General features: G+C 60.3%; 19 protein-coding genes. 16 read left to right on the forward strand and 3 right to left on the reverse strand.

Annotated elements, in window-relative coordinates:
* Window positions 1-44 precede the first annotated feature (44 nt).
* Window positions 45-434, forward strand: coding sequence for a DoxX family protein (locus AC5YUO_RS10825; protein ID WP_031234117.1), 390 nt, complete (start codon window positions 45-47; stop codon window positions 432-434).
* A gap of 164 nt (window positions 435-598) precedes the next feature.
* Entirely contained in the window at window positions 599-1507 is a 909-nt protein-coding gene (locus AC5YUO_RS10830) for a DMT family transporter (protein ID WP_496153300.1), read from the forward strand.
* A 223-nt stretch (window positions 1508-1730) separates the two neighbouring features.
* Here the strand turns inward: AC5YUO_RS10830 and AC5YUO_RS10835 are convergent, their stop codons facing one another.
* The gene (locus AC5YUO_RS10835) at window positions 1731-3203 is read right to left on the reverse strand and encodes a DEAD/DEAH box helicase (RefSeq protein ID WP_400813031.1); all 1473 of its coding nucleotides are present in this window, start codon (window positions 3201-3203) and stop codon (window positions 1731-1733) included.
* 504 nt (window positions 3204-3707) lie between these two features.
* Between AC5YUO_RS10835 and AC5YUO_RS10840 the strand changes: the two genes are divergently transcribed.
* Window positions 3708-7382: a response regulator gene (locus tag AC5YUO_RS10840; protein WP_496153301.1), complete on the forward strand. Its 3675-nt coding sequence runs from the start codon at window positions 3708-3710 to the stop codon at window positions 7380-7382.
* 82 nt (window positions 7383-7464) lie between these two features.
* Here AC5YUO_RS10840 and mnmC2 read toward each other — a convergent pair whose 3' ends face one another.
* On the reverse strand, window positions 7465-8253 hold the full coding sequence (gene mnmC2 / locus AC5YUO_RS10845; RefSeq protein ID WP_496153302.1) for a tRNA (5-methylaminomethyl-2-thiouridine)(34)-methyltransferase MnmC2: 789 nt from the start codon (window positions 8251-8253) through the stop codon (window positions 7465-7467).
* On the opposite strand from mnmC2, the gene AC5YUO_RS10850 reads away from it, so the two are divergent.
* The 13 genes from AC5YUO_RS10850 to AC5YUO_RS10910 all read left to right on the forward strand — a co-directional run bounded on the left by AC5YUO_RS10850 (window position 8252) and on the right by AC5YUO_RS10910 (window position 15565).
* On the forward strand, window positions 8252-9460 hold the full coding sequence (locus AC5YUO_RS10850; protein WP_496153303.1) for an NAD(P)/FAD-dependent oxidoreductase: 1209 nt from the start codon (window positions 8252-8254) through the stop codon (window positions 9458-9460). The genes mnmC2 and AC5YUO_RS10850 overlap by 2 nt on opposite strands.
* A gap of 96 nt (window positions 9461-9556) precedes the next feature.
* Window positions 9557-10264, forward strand: a complete 708-nt coding sequence (locus AC5YUO_RS10855) for a DUF1045 domain-containing protein (protein ID WP_400813035.1) — start codon at window positions 9557-9559, stop codon at window positions 10262-10264.
* Between the two features lie 204 nt (window positions 10265-10468).
* Window positions 10469-11392, forward strand: coding sequence for an allantoinase PuuE (gene puuE / locus AC5YUO_RS10860; RefSeq protein WP_496153304.1), 924 nt, complete (start codon window positions 10469-10471; stop codon window positions 11390-11392).
* On the forward strand, window positions 11392-11889 hold the full coding sequence (gene uraD, locus AC5YUO_RS10865; protein ID WP_496153305.1) for a 2-oxo-4-hydroxy-4-carboxy-5-ureidoimidazoline decarboxylase: 498 nt from the start codon (window positions 11392-11394) through the stop codon (window positions 11887-11889). Before puuE ends, uraD begins: the two co-directional genes overlap by 1 nt.
* Before the next feature lie 53 nt (window positions 11890-11942).
* Complete coding sequence (locus AC5YUO_RS10870) at window positions 11943-12233, forward strand: nucleotidyltransferase family protein (protein WP_035220685.1); 291 nt, start codon at window positions 11943-11945, stop codon at window positions 12231-12233.
* The gene (locus AC5YUO_RS10875) at window positions 12230-12592 is read left to right on the forward strand and encodes a HepT-like ribonuclease domain-containing protein (RefSeq protein ID WP_496153306.1); all 363 of its coding nucleotides are present in this window, start codon (window positions 12230-12232) and stop codon (window positions 12590-12592) included. The genes AC5YUO_RS10870 and AC5YUO_RS10875 overlap by 4 nt, the downstream gene beginning before the upstream one ends.
* 68 nt (window positions 12593-12660) lie before the next feature.
* Complete coding sequence (locus AC5YUO_RS10880) at window positions 12661-12954, forward strand: nucleotidyltransferase family protein (RefSeq protein WP_003509513.1); 294 nt, start codon at window positions 12661-12663, stop codon at window positions 12952-12954.
* Entirely contained in the window at window positions 12951-13313 is a 363-nt protein-coding gene (locus tag AC5YUO_RS10885; RefSeq protein ID WP_496153307.1) for a HepT-like ribonuclease domain-containing protein, read from the forward strand. The genes AC5YUO_RS10880 and AC5YUO_RS10885 overlap by 4 nt, the downstream gene beginning before the upstream one ends.
* Window positions 13314-13316: 3 nt before the next feature.
* Window positions 13317-13817, forward strand: a complete 501-nt coding sequence (locus AC5YUO_RS10890; protein ID WP_496153308.1) for an ureidoglycolate lyase — start codon at window positions 13317-13319, stop codon at window positions 13815-13817.
* Window positions 13814-14170, forward strand: coding sequence for a hydroxyisourate hydrolase (uraH, locus tag AC5YUO_RS10895; RefSeq protein WP_496153309.1), 357 nt, complete (start codon window positions 13814-13816; stop codon window positions 14168-14170). The genes AC5YUO_RS10890 and uraH overlap by 4 nt, the downstream gene beginning before the upstream one ends.
* A gap of 5 nt (window positions 14171-14175) precedes the next feature.
* Complete coding sequence (locus tag AC5YUO_RS10900) at window positions 14176-14925, forward strand: metallophosphoesterase family protein (RefSeq protein ID WP_496154846.1); 750 nt, start codon at window positions 14176-14178, stop codon at window positions 14923-14925.
* Window positions 14926-14977: 52 nt separating this feature from the next.
* Window positions 14978-15229, forward strand: a complete 252-nt coding sequence (locus AC5YUO_RS10905) for a type II toxin-antitoxin system Phd/YefM family antitoxin (RefSeq protein ID WP_035220091.1) — start codon at window positions 14978-14980, stop codon at window positions 15227-15229.
* A gap of 51 nt (window positions 15230-15280) precedes the next feature.
* Window positions 15281-15565, forward strand: coding sequence for a Txe/YoeB family addiction module toxin (locus tag AC5YUO_RS10910; protein WP_496153310.1), 285 nt, complete (start codon window positions 15281-15283; stop codon window positions 15563-15565).
* Window positions 15566-15568: 3 nt separating this feature from the next.
* Here the strand turns inward: AC5YUO_RS10910 and AC5YUO_RS10915 are convergent, their stop codons facing one another.
* Entirely contained in the window at window positions 15569-16873 is a 1305-nt protein-coding gene (locus AC5YUO_RS10915; RefSeq protein ID WP_496154847.1) for a serine hydrolase, read from the reverse strand.
* Window positions 16874-17022: the final 149 nt, after the last annotated feature.

Here is a 17022-nt window from a genome sequence, read left to right on the forward strand (position 1 = left end):
GCACTGTATCGAGCGCGGCACCACTTCAACGGGGACACATGAACATGGCAACTTTCGACTCTCTCTCCCGCTATCGCCCGCAGGCACTCGGGGCGCTGCGCATCATGACGGCGCTGCTTTTCATGGCGCATGGAACGCAGAAGCTGTTCGGCTTTCCGGCATCGCAGATGGAAGGCTCGCTGCCGACCCTGATGCTTGTAGCCGCACTGCTGGAATTCGTCGGCGGCATTCTCGTGCTGATCGGGCTGTTCACGCGTCCCGTCGCCTTCATCCTGTCCGGCCAGATGGCGGTCGCCTATTTCATGGCGCATGCGCCGAGCAATTTCTTCCCGGCCCTGAACGGTGGCGATGCCGCCATCCTGTTCTGCTTCATCTTCCTTTATCTGTTCGTTGCCGGTCCGGGCGCTTTCTCGGTGGATGAGCGCCGGGCCTGATTGCCCGACCCGCCATCGATCTCTCTTGCCGAAGCTCCGCATGGTCACGCCGTGCGGAGCTTCTTTTTTGAGGGAAGGATTGAAACTTCGGCCGCGGCCGAAGCATAGATGCTTGTTTTCGGGTTAAGAACGGGTCATCCTGAACGCAGTTGGAAAAACGATCCGTGACCTCTCAAAACCCCATCGCCCGCGAATTGCTGCTTCTCGCCCTGTTGTCCACGCTGTGGGCCGCATCCTATACCTTCATCAAGATTGGTGTGGAGACGATACCGCCCATCACCTTCATCGCATCGAGAACCCTGATCGCCGGTCTGCTGCTCCTTGCGGTGATCCGGTTGCGCGGGCTGCGCCTGCCCAGGGATTTGGCGACGTGGCGGCTGTTCTTCATTCAGGCCTGCATCAACAGCGTTCTGCCCTTCACGCTGATCGCCTGGGCGGAACAGAGCATCGATGCCGGTCTCGCCGTCATTCTCAATGCAACGACGCCGATCTTCACCTTTCTTCTCACCGCACTCGTTATCCGGCACGAGCCGGTCAGCGGGCGCAAGCTGTTCGGCACCATTGCCGGCATGACGGGTGTGTGCCTCATCATCGGCGTCGAAGCCCTAAGCGGCGCGGGCGAGGCGATATGGAGCCAGCTCGCCGTGCTGACGGCGGCTTTTTCTTATGCCTGTGCGGCCATTTTCAGTAAAAACTTCAAGGGGCTCGATCCGATCATGCCGGCCGCCGGCTCGCTCATCTGCGGCGCTGTTTTCCTGTTGCCCGTGAGCCTGATCGTCGACCGGCCGTGGACATTGTCGCCTTCGGCGGCGTCACTGACGGCGCTCCTTTGCCTCAGCGTCTTTTCGACCGCGCTCGCCTTCATGATCTATTTCCGGCTGATGCAGACGCTGGGCTCCGTCGGCACCACCTCGCAGGCCTATCTCAGGGTGCCGGTCGGCGTCGCCATCGGCATGGCGTTTCTGGGAGAAATGCCGACGCCTGCCATGTGGGTGGGGCTCGTCTGCGTCATTGCCGGGGTGCTGGCCATGACCCTGCCGTCAAGGCGTCGGCCGGCCGCGCAGGGCGGGTGAGGGGAAAGAAAAGCCCCGCTGGGCCATATGGCTGCGGGGCTTGATTGGCGAGTGCTCGCCGCTTGTTTCTTCTCCCCGAGGGGGAGAAGTCCGCAGCAGCGGGATGAGGGGGCGCCCTCGCCGGATCATGGAGAGCTTGCCCCCTCATCCGACCCTTCGGGCCACCTTCTCCCCGGCGGGGAGAAGAAACGGGCTGCGACGTCCTCAATCCACTCAGAGCAACTTAGCGGTTGCGGCCGCGATGGCCGTTGCCGGAAGCGCGCTTTTCCTGGCCGTTGCCGCCGGCCGGGGCGTGGCGGTTGGCGCCGCTGCCGCCGGGTTTGCGGGCCGGGCGGCGGTGCTTGCGCGGGCCGGCCGGGCGGCCTGCTTCGCCTTCAGCCTGCTTGACGCGCTTGAAATCGGAGGTGACTTCCAGATCGTTGTCCGCATCGCGCGGCGCATGGTGGCGCGACGGGCGGGATTCGCCATTGTGACGTCCGCCTTCGCGGGGACCACGCTGCTGGCCGCCATTGTTGTTGCGGCCGCCGCGGTTGTTGTTGGGGCGCGTCGGGCTGGCAAGACCGGCCGGGCGTTCGCCGGAGGCGACCGGAATATCGATCTTCATCAGTTTTTCGATGTCGTGCAGCAGGCGGGTTTCGTCCGGTGCGCAAAACGCGATGGCGATGCCGTCGCGGCCGGCGCGGGCGGTACGGCCGATGCGGTGGACATAGGCGTCGGGCACTTCCGGCAGGTCGTAGTTAAAGACGTGGGTGACGGCCGGAATGTCGATGCCACGGGCAGCAACGTCGGTTGCCACCAGCACCTTGATCTCGCCATCCTTGAAGCCTTTCAGTGCCCGCTCGCGCTGGCCCTGGCTCTTGTTGCCGTGGATGGAGGCGACCTTGAAGCCGATATGTTCGAGATGCTTGTAGAGCTTCTCGGCGCCGTGCTTGGTGCGCAGGAACACGATGGCGCGGCCATCCGGGTTTTCGTTGAGCGACTTCTTCAGAAGCTCGGTCTTGTCGTTCTTGCCGGCGACGAAGTGAACATATTGCTCCACCTTGTCGGCTGCCTTGCCGGGAGGGGTTACTTCCACCTTGAGCGGATCGGTCAGATAGCTATGGGCCAGATCGGCGATCGCCTTCGGCATTGTGGCGGAGAAGAGCAGCGTCTGGCGCTTGGCCGGCACCATCTTCGAAATCTTGCGCAGATCGTGGATGAAGCCGAGGTCGAGCATCTGGTCGGCCTCGTCCAGCACCAGATAGGTGACCTTGGAGAGCGAGATGGCGTTGCGGGCGATGAGATCAAGCAGGCGGCCAGGGGTCGCCACCAGAATGTCCGTGCCCTTTTCGAGCTGGAGCTGCTGCTTGTTGATCGACGCGCCGCCAACCACCTGGTTGATGCGCAGCGGCGTCTTCTTCACGAAGGAGCGCAGGTTTTCGCCGATCTGGTTCACCAGCTCGCGCGTGGGGGCGAGGATGAGGGTGCGGCAGGTGCGGTTTGCCGGGCGGTCCGCCTGCTTCATCAGCATTTCGATGATCGGCAGGCCGAAAGCGGCGGTCTTGCCGGTGCCGGTCTGTGCGAGGCCGATCAGGTCGCGGCCTTCGAGCAGCAGCGGAATGGCCTTTGCCTGAATGGGAGTAGGGGTCGTATAGCCAAGCTGGGTAACGCTGGCCACGATCTTTTCGGAGAGGCCGAGTTCGCTAAAACTGGTCAATATAATGCCTTTCGGGGCGCCAAAAACCAATCGTCCGGAACAGGGCTGCTGTCCGGCGGTTTCGGCGTCAAGAACCCCGCGTGAATTGGGAACTTGTGGGTTGGAATAACTTTCTGCGCATCAGTGCGGCATATGCCGTCTTCTGTATTCTCTGCGCTTTTCCTTCATGCGGGCCAGATTCCTTTTCAAGGACGTTTTCCGGTCATACGCTGCAGCTCACGCGGCTGCCGAAGGTGAAAGCTTGAGGGCCATGTGGGCGTTTTGTGCGTCAAAGTCAAGCAATAGTTTTGTAACGCTGCCACCGGAGGGTGCATGGCAGCCATGCGTATCGGTAGCCGGCGATTGCCGGGACGGCGCGGGTGCCGGCGAAGAATTATGGTTAAAAAAGGGTAACGGCACCGTCGGATACATAGCAAAGATCGATTTTCTAACATAACGTTTTTTGAGATGGCGTCCGGAAATATTTGATTCGACAGGAATGGACTGCAGGGTGTGGAGTATCGATTGACCGAAGGCTGCGGGTTGCTGGAAAAGGCTTGCAGGGCCGTGGCCGCCCTGGACCTGCCCGCGTGCATCAAGGACAGCGAGCTGCGCTATGTTGCGGTCAATTCCGCCTATGCCCGGGTCATGGGGCGTCCCTCCGGGGCATTCCAAGGACACACCAGCCTTTCCCTTTCCGCCGATATTCGCGATGCCGAGCGTGAGGACAGGGAGCGCCGTTCGCTGGTCTTCGCCACGGATGAGATGATTGCCTGCCATGGCGGGGGTTCGTCCGGGCCATATACGCTTCGCTGCGAGCGTTTCACCGGTGATGACGGCAATCTGTTCCTGTTCGAAGCGTTCGAGGACATGCCATCCGCCGCCGCCGCGGTTTTCCCATACGCCGACAGCGCTTCGGACCTGCTGTTCGGCAGCGGCGTGATCGATCTCGTCGACGCGGGTATCGTGATTTATGACCGCGAAAACCGGCTGGTCTACTGCAATACCCGCTTCAGGGAATTCTACAGCGCTCTCGGTGTCGAACTGAAGGCCGGCGTGCCGCTCGAGACGCTGATGAGGGCGATTTATTTTTCGAGCGGTTATCGCGATGCGCAGGACGACGATCCGGCCTTCGAAGGGTGGATGCAGGAGCAGTTACGGGATTTTTCCCTGCCCTATCTCGAAAGGGTGGAGCAGTTTGCCGATGGCCGCTGGGTGCGCATGGTCAACAAGCGGCTGGAAAACGGCATGCTGGTGGGGCTGCGGGTGGATGTCACCGAGTTCAAGGCGCATGAGACGCTGCTGAGCACGCAGATCCGCGAGACTTGGCTGCTGCGCGCCGCGCTCGAGCAATTGCCGGTCGGCGTGTTCCTGAGGGATCAGGACAGGCGGCTGACCTTTGCCAATGCGGCCTATGAGAAATTTCTGGGCGGCAGTTTCGCCGACTATGTTGGCAAGACCGAATGCGAGATGTTTCCGGAGCAAGGTCCGCAGTTCCAGCGGGAAAACGAGCATATTCTGCGAACCGGGGAAGCCATTGAAAAGACGGGCAGCGTTCCGCTTTCGGATGGCGGCGCCATTCCCGTCATCACAAGGCTCGGTCGGGTCGCGACGCCGGACGACGAATATTATCTGGTGGGCTCGGTTACCGATGCCAGCCTGCTGCAGGACCGGGAAAAGGCGCTGATCGCCGCGCAGGCCGAGGCTGAGGCCCTGCACCGCCAGCTTGAAGCGGTTCTTCATGCCCTGCCGGTCGGTGTGCTGCTGCTCAGCGCCGATCTCGTCATCGAATATGTCAATCCGTTCTTTTATGAGGTCTGGGGAGAGATCGGCGGCGAGAAGTCGCTTGTCGGCAAAAGTTATCGTGAATTCATGGAGATGAATTTCGACAGCGGCCTTTATGACTATGGCGACAGGCCTTTCGATGAGGTCTATGGCGAGCGGGTGCAGCGGCTTCTGAAAGAGGAGGTCTTTGCGTCCCGCGAAGTGCGCAGCAAAAGCGGCAAGGTCACCGTCATTTCGAAAACCCGGCTCGAAGGCGGGAAAATCCTCAGCACCTATGCCGATGTCACCGATGTGCGCATGCGCGATGTCGAGATCAGCAAGGCGAAGGCCGAACTGGAGCGGGTCGGCGAATATATGCAGGGCGCCACGCGCGCCATGGCGCAGGGGCTGGTGCTGGTCGAGCAGGGCACGATCATCATGTCCAACGAGGCGATGGCGCGCATGTTCGACGTGCCGCCGCATCTCCTGGAAAAGGGCCGCAACTGGTCGGGTTTCTTTGCCCATTGCGCCGGACGCGGGGATTTCGGCACGGCGGATGAGGCTGCGGAGACGCTGCGCGCCTGGAGGGAGAATATCGCCGCCAACCGGCCGTTCTCCTGGCTCATCCATGTCGCCGGCAAGAGCTGGCTCAATCTGGAGGCCACCAACAGCTCCGGCAATTATTGGCTCATCATCGTCACCGATGTGACCGAGATGAAGCTGCGTGAAGAGGAATTGCAGCGGCTCTTGTCACGCGCGGAAGCCGCGGATCGCGCCAAATCGGAATTCCTGGCCAATATGAGCCACGAAATCCGCACGCCGATGAACGGCGTGCTCGGCATGGCGGAGCTTCTGGCCAAGTCCAATCTGGATACGCGCCAGAAGACTTTTACCGATATCATCGTCAAGTCAGGCAATGCGCTTCTGACGATCATCAACGATATTCTCGATTTCTCGAAGATCGAGGCCGGGCAGATGAAACTGCGCAGCGTGCCTTTCGATCCGGCGGAGGCGGTGGAAGATGTGGTGTCGCTGCTGTCTTCGGCGGCGCTGGAAAAGGACATAGAGCTGATCGTCCGGATCGATGCTTCTGTTTTCGGCAAGGTGATTGGCGATGCCGGGCGGTTTCGCCAGATCGTCACCAATATCGTTGGAAACGCCGTCAAGTTCACGGAAATGGGGCATGTGCTGGTCGAGCTTTCGGCGCGTTCGGCGGAAGCCTCCGAAGCCATCCTGTCATTGCGCGTCGAAGACAGCGGTATCGGCATTCCGGCCGACAAGCTCGAAACCATCTTCGACAAGTTCAGCCAGGTCGACGGTTCCGCCACGCGCCGGCACGAGGGAACGGGGCTGGGGCTGGCGATCACGGTCGGTCTCGTCGGCCTGTTCGATGGCGCAATCAACGTCGTCAGCGACGTCGGCAAGGGATCGACCTTCGAGGTCAATATTCCGTTTCAGGTCACCGAGAGGCAGCGCGACCTCCCGCTTCTTTCCGTGGCCATCGACGATATCCGCGTGCTCGTCATCGACGATAACGACGTCAATCGCCGCATATTGACGGAGCAATTGCGCAGTTGGGGCATAGACGGCCACGCGGTGGAGGATGGGCCTTCCGGCATCGCCGTTCTTGAGGAGGCGGCGTCGCTCGGTTTTTCCATCGACGCCATCATTCTCGATTATCATATGCCCGTCATGAACGGGCTGGATGTGGTGGAGCGGATCCGGGCGGATGCGCGCTTTGATGACATCGCCATTGTTTTCCTGACCTCGATGGATGTTGTCGGTGACGAGACATTGTTTACCGATCTCAATGTGCAGGCGCATCTGATGAAGCCGGCGCGGGCGCGGCTGTTGCGCTCCACCCTGTTCGATGTGGTACGGGATGTGCGGCTGAAACGTGCGCGGCAAGCTCCGTCCCCGCGTGAAACAGGCCGCAGTGACGGTGCCGTCCGGCCGGAAAAAGGCTCTGTCGAAAAGAAACAGCGGGCTGATACGTCGACGCCGGTGCCGGCGCGGCATCGGCCCAGCCTTGTCGATGTGCTGGTGGCCGAGGACAATGATGTCAACCAGATTGTCTTCACCCAGATATTGCAGCAGGCGGGCCTGCGCTTTTTGATCGTCGGCAATGGCAAGAAAGCCGTGCAGGCATGGCAGGAGAATAATCCCGCCCTCATCCTGATGGATGTCTCGATGCCGGTCATGAACGGGCATCAGGCGACGCAGGCGATCCGCGCCGCAGAGCAGACCGCCGCCGACAGCCGGCATGTGCCGATCATCGGTGTTACCGCCCATACGCAGGAGGCGGATCGGGAACTATGCCTGGAGGCGGGCATGGATGATTATCTGTCGAAGCCCATCAGCCCGGAAACGCTCGAAGACAAGATCGCGCAATGGCTGGGCGAAAACATGCCGCGCCGCGATGTGCCGGGCGTGTGAATATCCGCCGCGACTGCGGGTCTCTGAATTGCTTCAGTCGGAGCGCAATCTTCCATGACGCACTTTCAGACGCAAAACCGCATCACGCTTTTGCTGAAAATGCTTTGGTTCCACAGAGCATTTCCCGCTTTCCGGCAAATCCTTTCCGGCGCTCCAGCTCAAAACCGGCGGCGATGAGGTTGCGGCGAACGAAGCCGGCGGCGGCATAGGTGGCGAATGTCCCGCCGGGCGCCGTCTTTGCGAAAAGCGCCTGCATGATGTCCAGCGACCACATGTCCGGATTGCGCGCCGGCGCGAAGCCATCGAGAAACCAGGCGTCGAAACTTTCCTCGCTTGCGGAAATGCCGGCGAGCGCCTCGCCGCAGACCACCGTCAGGCGCGTTGCGTCATCGAGGTGGATATCGACCTTTCCTTTCGGATCGGCGGGCCAGAGGGCGGTGAGCGCCTTGCGTTCGGCATCCACTTCCGGCCAGCGGGAAAGCGCGCGGTCGATTTCCTCGGCCTTCATCGGGTAGAGTTCGAAGGAGATGAAATGCAGCGTGGAGCGGCCGTTGCGCATCTCTTTCCGTATCTCTTTCCACTGGCGCCATGTCTCGCAGAGGTTAAGCCCGGTGCCGAAGCCCAGCTCACCGATGCGGAAGGTGCCCTCCCGTTCGAGCCAACGCTCTGGCAGGCCGTTTCCGGACAGGAAGACATGGCCGCATTCCAGCCGGCCATCCGTCTGGCAATAAAAATGGTCGTCAAAGGCCAGTGAATAGGGCATATCCCCGTCACGCCAGTCGAGCGCGGTGGCGGCTTCCCCGGCCGGTGAACCGGTCGCTGCGCCGGTCTTTGGGCCAGTCTCTGTGATAGTGTCGTTGGAATGTTTCATGGCTAAAGCCGATAATCCCGCTTTCGAACAGGGTCAATCTCCAAGATTGCCGGCTTCCGTGCCGCTCCTTATCGTCGGTGGCGGTATCATGGGGCTGTGGGCGGGCGTCAAGGCGGAACGGCACGGCATCGACACCTTGCTGGTGGAGGCGGATCGCCCCGGCGGCGGCGCCAGCGGCGGGCTGCTGGGCGCGTTGATGCCGCATATGCCGGACCGGTGGTCGGACAAGAAACAGTTCCAGTTCGATGCCCTCGTTGCGCTGGAAAAAGAGATTGCCGGGCTGGAGGCGGAAACCGGGCTTTCCGCCGGCTACCGCCGCTCGGGCCGGATCATTCCGCTGCCGAAGCCGCATCTGCGCACCATTGCCGAACGGCATGAACGGGATGCGCTGGAGAACTGGGTGTCGGGCGAGCGCCGGTTCCATTGGCATGTCGGCGACAGCCCTTCGGTCGCGGGCTGGGTGGATGGTGCTGCGGGTGAGGCGGGTTTCGTGTTCGATACGCTGGCGGCGCGGGTTTCGCCGCGTGCGATGATCGCCCTTCTTTCGGCTTTTCTCGGCAAGGCGCGGCATGTGCGGCTGGTGGAAGGTTGCCGCGTTCTTTCGCTCGATGCGGATGCCGGGCGGGCGGTGTTGTCGTCGGGCGACGCGGTTTCTTTCGGCCATGTCATCGTCGCCAACGGGCACGATTCCTTTCCCCTGATCCGCGACGCCTTTGGTCTGGAGGCCGGTGTGACACTCGGACAGGCGGTGAAGGGACAGGCCGCACTTCTCGATGCGGCTACCGACCCGGCAATGCCGGTCGTGTTCCTGAACGGCCTCTATATCGTTCCGCACGAGGATGGCACGGTCGCGATCGGCAGTACCAGCGAAGATTGTTTTTCCGATCCTTCCGGCACCGATGAAAAGCTCGAAAAACTGCTTGCGGATGCCTGCGCGGTGGTGCCCTCGCTTGCCCGTGCACCGGTGCTCGAGCGCTGGGCCGGGCTGCGTCCGAAAGCGGTCGGGAGGGACCCGATGGTGGGGGCGCTCGACGCCCATCCGAAGCTCGTGGCGCTGACCGGCGGCTTCAAGGTCAGCTTCGGGCTTGCGCATTTTCTCGCCGATGCGGCGATGCAAACCGTGTGCGGTCACACGCCTGTCATCCCCCCGGGCTTTCGCCTTCAACAACACGTGAATATTGCCGCCGCGGACTTTAGAAAGTTCTGATCAGGCCGCTTACGTCGTTAATCTGTCACGCAAATCACTTATCTGCTGGCCTGCAACGAGGCCGGTTTGTCCGCATTTGCGGCGAGGTGACAGCGCATGCGATACGCCATTCATTTCACGCCTTCCCCCAATGACCCCCTGACGCAGGCGGCTGCCGCGTGGTTGGGGCGCGATGCCTATTCCGGTCAGGCGGTGGAGCCGCCGGGCATGATCGATCTCGGCATGCAGGAGATTTCCTACCATACGGCCCTGCCGCGCCGTTATGGTTTCCATGGCACGATCAAGGCTCCCTTCCGTCTTGCGGAGGGCCATTCCGAAGCCGCGCTTCTGCGCGACCTGATGTATTTTTCCGGCCGGCAGGAGCCCTTCACGCTGCCACAACTGGTGGTGGCAAGGCATGAGAATGTCTTCAGCCTCGTTCCCGAGCGTCCCTGCGAAGTGCTGCATTTTTTCGCCGCCCGCGTGGTGCAGGAATTCGACCGTTACCGGGCGCCGCTCTCCGACGCGGAAATCGAGCGTGCGGATCCAGACCGGCTTTCGGCCTCGCAGCTCACCAATCTGCATCGCTGGGGCAGCCCGCATGTGATGGATGAGTTCCGGTTCCAGATGTCGCTGACCGGCGGTGTGGAAGCATCCAGCAGCCAGAGGATCGAGCGGGCCGTGCGCAAGGTTTTCGAGCCGCTGCTCACCCGGTCCCTGCAGTTTTCCAGCCTCGCGCTTTTCATCGAGGATGAACCGGGCGCGCCTTTCCGCGTGCACTCGCTTCACCCCATGGGCCGTGTTTCCGCCCGAAAGATTGCCTGAAGGGCGCCTCGCGGCAATCGTATACAAAAAAGCATCGGAATGTCGGCAAGATTGATCTCGACATTCCGGATGCGGATGCTACCGTTCGGATATCGCATATCTGAAGCGTGTGTTGTGCCCGTTCGGGGTCGTCGCGCTTCGGAGGTCTGTTTTATGTCTCCCGAAATCGGCTTCCGCCTCGGGAGAGATGGTCTGGGTGGCTGAATGATTTCCGAAAATTACTCCCGCAATCTGGTGGGCTATGGCCGCAATGTTCCCGATCCGAAATGGCCGGGCGGCGCGCGCATCGCCGTGCAATTCGTCATCAATTACGAGGAGGGCGGCGAAAGCTGCATTCTCGACAATGACAAGGCGTCGGAATCGCTGCTGTCGGAAATCGTCGGTGCGCAGCCCTGGCCGGGTCAGCGCAACCTGAATATGGAATCGATCTATGAATATGGCTCGCGCGCCGGTTTCTGGCGGCTGTGGCGCATGTTCACGGGTCTCGGCGTCACCACCACCGTTTATGGCGTGACCGCCGCCATGGCCCGCAACCCGGAAGCCGTTGCGGCGATGAAGGAAGCGGGATGGGAAATCGCCAGCCACGGCTATCGCTGGCTGGAGTACAAGGATTTTTCCGAAGAGGAAGAGCGCAAGCATATATTGGAGGCCGTGCGTCTGCACACGGAGGTCACCGGCGAGCGTCCCTATGGCATGTATCAGGGCAAGCCTTCGGACAATACGCTGCGCCTTGTCATGGAAGAGGGCGGTTTCCTCTATTCGTCGGATTCCTATGCCGACGATCTGCCCTATTGGGTGAAGGGCGCAGGCGACGAGCCTTTCCTGATCATTCCCTATACGCTTGAAACCAACGATATGCGTTTCGCCACGCCGCAGGGTTTCAATTCCGGCGACCAGTTCTTCACCTATCTGAAGGATGCTTTCGACGTGCTTTATCAGGAAGGTGCCGAAAGTGCGGCGAAGATGATGAGCGTTGGCCTGCATTGCCGTCTTGTCGGCCGTCCCGGCCGGGCGGCGGCACTTCGCCGTTTCATCGAATATGTGCTCGGCCACGAGAAAGTGTGGATCCCGCAGCGCATCGAGATCGCCCGTCACTGGCATGAACATCACAGGCCGGAGACGTTTTGATGGTGACGCGTGAGGAATTTGTCAGCCGTTTCGGCGGCGTGTTCGAGCATTCGCCCTTCATCGCCGAACGGGCCTATGACGCCGGCGGAGCGGGCCTGGAACTGACGGCGAAGGCGGTTCATGCCGCGCTTAGCGCACAGTTTCGCGCGGCTTCCGAAGCGGAAAGGCTCGGCGTGTTGCGGGCACATCCCGATCTTGCCGGCAAGCTGGCGATCGCGGGCGAGTTGACCGCAGACAGCCGCAACGAACAGGCCGGTGCGGGGCTGGACCGGCTTACCGCGGAAGAGCACGCCCGTTTTACCGAATTGAACGGCGCCTATACCGAAAAATTCGGTTTTCCTTTCATCATCGCGGTCAAGGGGTTGAACAGGCGCGATATTCTTTCCGCCTTCGAGACGCGCATCGGCAACGGTGCAGCCGAAGAATTTGAGACTGCGACGGCGCAGGTGGAAAAGATTGCCTGGCTGCGTCTTTCCTCGATGCTGCCGGAAGGCTGAATTGGCGAGCGGTGGCCGTTCTGCTAGAATCGCGCCGTCTGGAGATGAAGATCATGAGACCTTCCGAGGTGCTGGAAAAGAACAGGGAAGCGATCCGCGAAGCGACGAAACGCTTCAATGCGGCGAACCCGCGCGTGTTCGGTTCCGTTGCCCGCGGCGAGGACCGGCCGGACAGCGATCTCGATATTCTGGTGGATGCGCTGCCGGGCACGACCCTGTTCGATCTCGGTGGTTTGCTGGAGGAATTGAAGGCGCTGCTTGGTGTCGAGGTCGACGTCGTCACATCAGGCGGCCTGCATTCGGACATACGGGCGCGGGTTCTGAAGGAAGCCAAAGCGGTATGAGTACGGATCGGCTTCTGCTCTATCTGAAGGAGATGGATGTTGCCGCCTCCAGAATACAGGATTTCATTCACGATATGGATGAGGCCGCTTTTTCTTCCGACACGCGGACGCAGATGGCGGTCATGATGGGTCTTGCCCTGATTGGCGAGGCGGTCGCCAAGCTGGACAGGCACTACCCCGCATTTTTACAGCAGCACCCGGAAATTCCCTGGATCAAGATGAAGGGTATGCGCAATCTGATCGTGCATGATTATTTCCGGGCGGAGCTCTCGGTCGTCTGGAAAACGATAACGCAGAGCATTCCGGATTTGCAGGCGCGTCTCTCCCTCCTCCGAAACTTGCATGCTGAGGGTGAGTGACTTTTCTGATATGACGCCGGAGAAAATGAGGCCGTTTCGTTACAATAGTTGGTCTGGAGATTGATACCATGAGACCTTCCGAGGTGCTGGAAAAGAACAGGGAAGCGATCCGCGAAGCGACGAAACGCTTCAACGCGGCAAACCCGCGCGTGTTCGGCTCCGTCGCCCGTGGCGAGGACCGGCCGGACAGCGATCTCGATATTCTGGTGGATGCGCTGCCGGGGGCAACCTTGTTTGATCTGGGCGGCTTGTTGGAAGAGTTATCGGCCATCATGCGCGGCACGGAAATTCATCTGTTGACGCCGGGGGACTTTCCCGAGCGCGTTCGTGTGAAGGTTCTGCAGGAAGCGAAGCCTGTATGAGCGTCGAGCGGCTGCACGTTTATCTTCAGGATATCAGGCAGGTAGCTTCGGAAACCATCGACTTTGTTCGACTGAAAACGAAGGATGAGTTTCTGGCTGATCTTGTCCGCCAACGGGCGGTTGCGATGAACCTCCTGATTATCGGCGAAACCACCGCGCGCATCATGGAAGAGTTTCCTGCTTTCGTGGCGGATTTCCCTGATATTCCGTGGGTCAAGATGCGCGGAATGCGAAACAGGATCGCGCATGGTTATATGAGCATCAATCTGGAAACCGTCTGGGATACGACACAGACGGCGATACCGGACCTTCTGGATAGACTCTCACTTTTGCAAAACTGGCATGCCCAAGGTGAATGACATTTGACTGATTTTCTCGACATAAAACCTCTCACCAGGGAGGCGTTCGCATCCTTCGGTGATGTGATCGAAACGACACCCTCTTCGATGCGGCACATCAATGGCGGCCAGACCGAGCGGCATCATGCGCTTGCAGCCCCGGAGGCGGCGGGCGAGGGGGCGCGTATCATCCTCAATATTTTCCGTGGGCAGCCGCGGGCCTTTCCGCATAAGATTGAAATGATGGAGCGGCATCCGCTCGGCAGCCAGAGTTTTTCGCCGCTTTCCGGCCGGCCCTTCCTCGTGGTCGTTGCCGATGACGATGGCGGCAAACCCGGCCGGCCGCAGGTGTTTCTGGCGCGTGGCGATCAGGGCGTGAATTACCGTCGCAATGTCTGGCACTATCCGCTGATGCCATTGCAGGCGGTTTCGGATTTTCTGGTTGCCGACCGCGATGGGCCGGGTAACAATCTGGAAGAGTATTTTTTCGATGAACCCTTCATGATCGCGGAGCCCAAGCCATGACCGGTTTGACCACCCATGTTCTCGATGCCGCCCATGGCACGCCGGCCGAAGGGCTGACGATCGAGCTCTACCGGCTCTCCGGTGATCGTCGTGAGAAGCTCAAGACCGTGAAAACCAACAGCGACGGCCGTGTCGATGGCGGGCCGCTGCTCGTCGGCGACAGTTTCAAGGCCGGCGAATACGAACTGGTTTTCCATGCCGGCGATTATCTGCGTGGCAGCGGCGTTCAATTGGCGGAACCGGCCTTTCTCGACATCATCCCCATCCGCTTCGGTATTGCCGATGAGAGCGGCCATTACCATGTGCCGCTGCTGCTTTCGCCCTATAGCTACTCCACCTATCGAGGAAGCTGATGGCCATGATCTTTGCCGCCATTGCCGATATTCACGGAAACTGCGCAGCGCTCGAAGCTGTGCTGGAGGATATCGCCAGGCTTGGCATCAAGGACATCGTCAATCTCGGCGATTGTTTCAGCGGTCCGCTGGAAGCGGGCTTTACCGGCGATGTGCTTGTTAGCAACTGGATTCCGAGCATTCGCGGTAATCATGACCGGGAACTGATCGAGCGTGACCCGGAGGAGATGGGGAGCTGGGAGAAGCCGGCGCATGCGCAGTTGAGTGCCGCGCATCTGGATTGGCTGCAGACCCTGCCGTTCAGCATGGTGTTCAAGGATGTCGCCTATTGCTGCCATGGCTCGCCGCGGGACGATCTGGAATATTGGCTGGAAACGCTGTCGCCGGAAGGCGTTCTGAAATTGCGGCCGCTGGCCGAAATCGAAGCCATGGCTGATGGCATCACCCAGCCGCTGATGCTGTGCGGCCATACCCATATCCCTCGCGCGGTGCAGCTTTCCGACGGCCGGCTGATCGTCAATCCCGGCAGCGTCGGTTGCCCCGGCTGGAAGGACGACACACCTTTCGACCATCACGTCGAGGCCGGTCATCCGCTCGCCACCTATGCGGTGCTCGAAGAAACCGGGCGCGGCTGGCAGGTCTATTTCCGCAATATCCGTTACGACAATCTGGCAATGGCCGAGATGGCGAACGTCAATGGCATTCCTTATCTGGCGGATGCGCTGACGGATGGGTGGCTTCGCAAACCGTCTTGAATTGCTCAGATAGTTGTACTATTTGTTGTACAACTCTTGTCGAGGTTCAATCATGCGCACGGTTATGTTTTCAAAAGCACGCGAATCCCTTGCATCGCTTCTGGATGAAGTGTCGCAGGACCGGGTGGCTGTGGAAATCGTGCGCCGCGACAAGCCGTCCGCCGTTCTTATCGATAAGGACGAGTATGAAGGCTTGATGGAGACCTTGCATCTCTGCTCGTCGCCGGAGAACTTCGCCAGACTTAAAAAGTCGATGTCCGATGTGGATGCGGGTACTTTCGAAAGCCACGATCTTATCGACTGATTTTTCAAACCCATCGCGCATGAGTGCGAGCTTCCATCAGGAGAAACTCTCATGCAGCAAAAGGGCGCGATTGCTCTCGGCTGGAGTCATCAGGGCTGGGAAGACTATCTTCACTGGCAACACTATGATCGCAAGATGCTCGAACGCATCAATGAACTCATCAAGGATTGTCGACGACATCCATTTGAAGGAATCGGAAAACCTGAGCCACTGCGTTTTCAGTTGAAGGGCCTATGGTCACGCAGGATTTCGCAGGAGCATCGGCTTGTCTACGAGTTGCGCGGCGAAGGCGAAAAGACGGTCCTGGTTATTCACCAATGCCGTTTCCACTACTGATCCTCACCCCTCGCTGGTCATAACCACGCAGGAATAAGATTGCGCCTTCAGTTCCTTGCAGGCGGAAACCGCCGAAGACTGGTCTTCGAAGCCGGTGAAACGGGCGCGGTAGAGGGTTGCCGATCCGCTTTTCACCGCTTCGGTATAGGGAGCGATCCCGGTATAGCTGCCGATGTTGGAGCGGGCATTGGCGAGCAGCGAGCGGGCGGCGGCTTCGCTGTCGGTGGCGGCGATCTGCACTTCCCAGCGGCTTCTCTGGCCGGCGGAGGCCGCAGCGGGAGCCGGTCGAGGAATGGCCGAAACCTGCATCATGTCGGCCATCTGGTTGTTCGCCGTGGCGATCTGCATGGCGACCGGATCGGTGCGGCGTTCGGCGAACATCGGCAATGGTACGGAGGCGGGGGGTACGGAGGCGGGGGGCACGGAAGCGGTGGGCGCGGTTGCGGGCGTCACATCGAAGGTGCGGCTGACATTGGCGCTGGCAACGAGCTGTTCGGTGTTGCGGCTTCTCGATGCCTGCGGCACGGCCTTGTCGAGAAGGGCGGCCATCTGGGCATCGCGGCTGCGCGCGGTCTTGCCGCCGAGCACGACGCCGACGACGCGGCGGCCATTGTGATTGACGGCGCTGACGAGGTTGAAGCCGGAGGCATTGGTATAACCGGTCTTGATGCCGTCCATGCCCTGATAACGATACATCAGATTGTTATGGCCGCGGATGCGCTTTCCCCGGAAACTGAAGGATTGCATGGCGAAGAGGTCGTATTCCTTGGGAAAGTCACGCTGCAGCGCAAGGCCGAGCTTCGCCATGTCGCGGGCTGTCGTCACCTGCGATTTGCTGGGCAGGCCCGACGCGTTGCGGAAGACCGTTTTCGTCATGCCGAGCTGGCGGGCCTTGCGGGTCATCATCTCGGCGAACCTTGCCTCGGAGCCGCCGAGATGATCGCCCATGCCTTCCGCCATGTCATTGGCGGATTTGACGATCATGCCATAAACGGCCTCGCGCACGGTAAAGGTCTGTCCCTGGCGCACATAGAGCTTCGAGGGGATAACGGCTGCGCCGTTCCTGGACATCTTTATTTTCTGGTCCCAGCGAAGCCGGCCGGCATGCAGGGCCTCGAAGGTCATGTAAAGCGTCATCATCTTGGTGAGCGAGGCCGGGTGGTTCAGCACATCGGCATTGTGGGCGGCCAGAACCTTGCCGGTATTGGCATCCATGATGAAATGGGCGTAGCCGGCCTGGGCAGGCGACGCCTGCAATGAAAGGATCGCGCAAAAGAAGGTGAGTGCGAAGACCCATGCACCCGCCATTCCCCGTTTGACCGTTCCCGACATACTCCGCCCCTTTTGTTCGACCGCCACGATGAGCGAAGTTTTACTGACACTTTCCGGCAACAAAACCGCTAAAACTTTAGAGATCGCTTTCATGCTTAATTAAGTATGAATTTCAAGCCGATGGC

The sequence above is a fragment of the Agrobacterium sp. LEGMi-208b genome, from assembly GCF_059511785.1.

What these genes read in the sequence shown, in the direction of transcription:
- AC5YUO_RS10825 (WP_031234117.1), top strand. Translation starts at nt 45, where the DNA reads ATGGCAACTTTCGACTCTCTCTCCCGCTATCGCCCGCAGGCACTCGGG.
- AC5YUO_RS10850 (WP_496153303.1), top strand. Translation starts at nt 8,252, where the DNA reads ATGGCTAAAGCCGATAATCCCGCTTTCGAACAGGGTCAATCTCCAAGA.
- mnmC2 (WP_496153302.1), bottom strand. Translation starts at nt 8,253, where the DNA reads ATGAAACATTCCAACGACACTATCACAGAGACTGGCCCAAAGACCGGC.
- AC5YUO_RS10855 (WP_400813035.1), top strand. Translation starts at nt 9,557, where the DNA reads ATGCGATACGCCATTCATTTCACGCCTTCCCCCAATGACCCCCTGACG.
- puuE (WP_496153304.1), top strand. Translation starts at nt 10,469, where the DNA reads ATGATTTCCGAAAATTACTCCCGCAATCTGGTGGGCTATGGCCGCAAT.
- uraD (WP_496153305.1), top strand. Translation starts at nt 11,392, where the DNA reads ATGGTGACGCGTGAGGAATTTGTCAGCCGTTTCGGCGGCGTGTTCGAG.
- AC5YUO_RS10870 (WP_035220685.1), top strand. Translation starts at nt 11,943, where the DNA reads ATGAGACCTTCCGAGGTGCTGGAAAAGAACAGGGAAGCGATCCGCGAA.
- AC5YUO_RS10875 (WP_496153306.1), top strand. Translation starts at nt 12,230, where the DNA reads ATGAGTACGGATCGGCTTCTGCTCTATCTGAAGGAGATGGATGTTGCC.
- AC5YUO_RS10880 (WP_003509513.1), top strand. Translation starts at nt 12,661, where the DNA reads ATGAGACCTTCCGAGGTGCTGGAAAAGAACAGGGAAGCGATCCGCGAA.
- AC5YUO_RS10885 (WP_496153307.1), top strand. Translation starts at nt 12,951, where the DNA reads ATGAGCGTCGAGCGGCTGCACGTTTATCTTCAGGATATCAGGCAGGTA.
- uraH (WP_496153309.1), top strand. Translation starts at nt 13,814, where the DNA reads ATGACCGGTTTGACCACCCATGTTCTCGATGCCGCCCATGGCACGCCG.
- AC5YUO_RS10900 (WP_496154846.1), top strand. Translation starts at nt 14,176, where the DNA reads ATGATCTTTGCCGCCATTGCCGATATTCACGGAAACTGCGCAGCGCTC.
- AC5YUO_RS10905 (WP_035220091.1), top strand. Translation starts at nt 14,978, where the DNA reads ATGCGCACGGTTATGTTTTCAAAAGCACGCGAATCCCTTGCATCGCTT.
- AC5YUO_RS10910 (WP_496153310.1), top strand. Translation starts at nt 15,281, where the DNA reads ATGCAGCAAAAGGGCGCGATTGCTCTCGGCTGGAGTCATCAGGGCTGG.
- AC5YUO_RS10915 (WP_496154847.1), bottom strand. Translation starts at nt 16,873, where the DNA reads ATGGCGGGTGCATGGGTCTTCGCACTCACCTTCTTTTGCGCGATCCTT.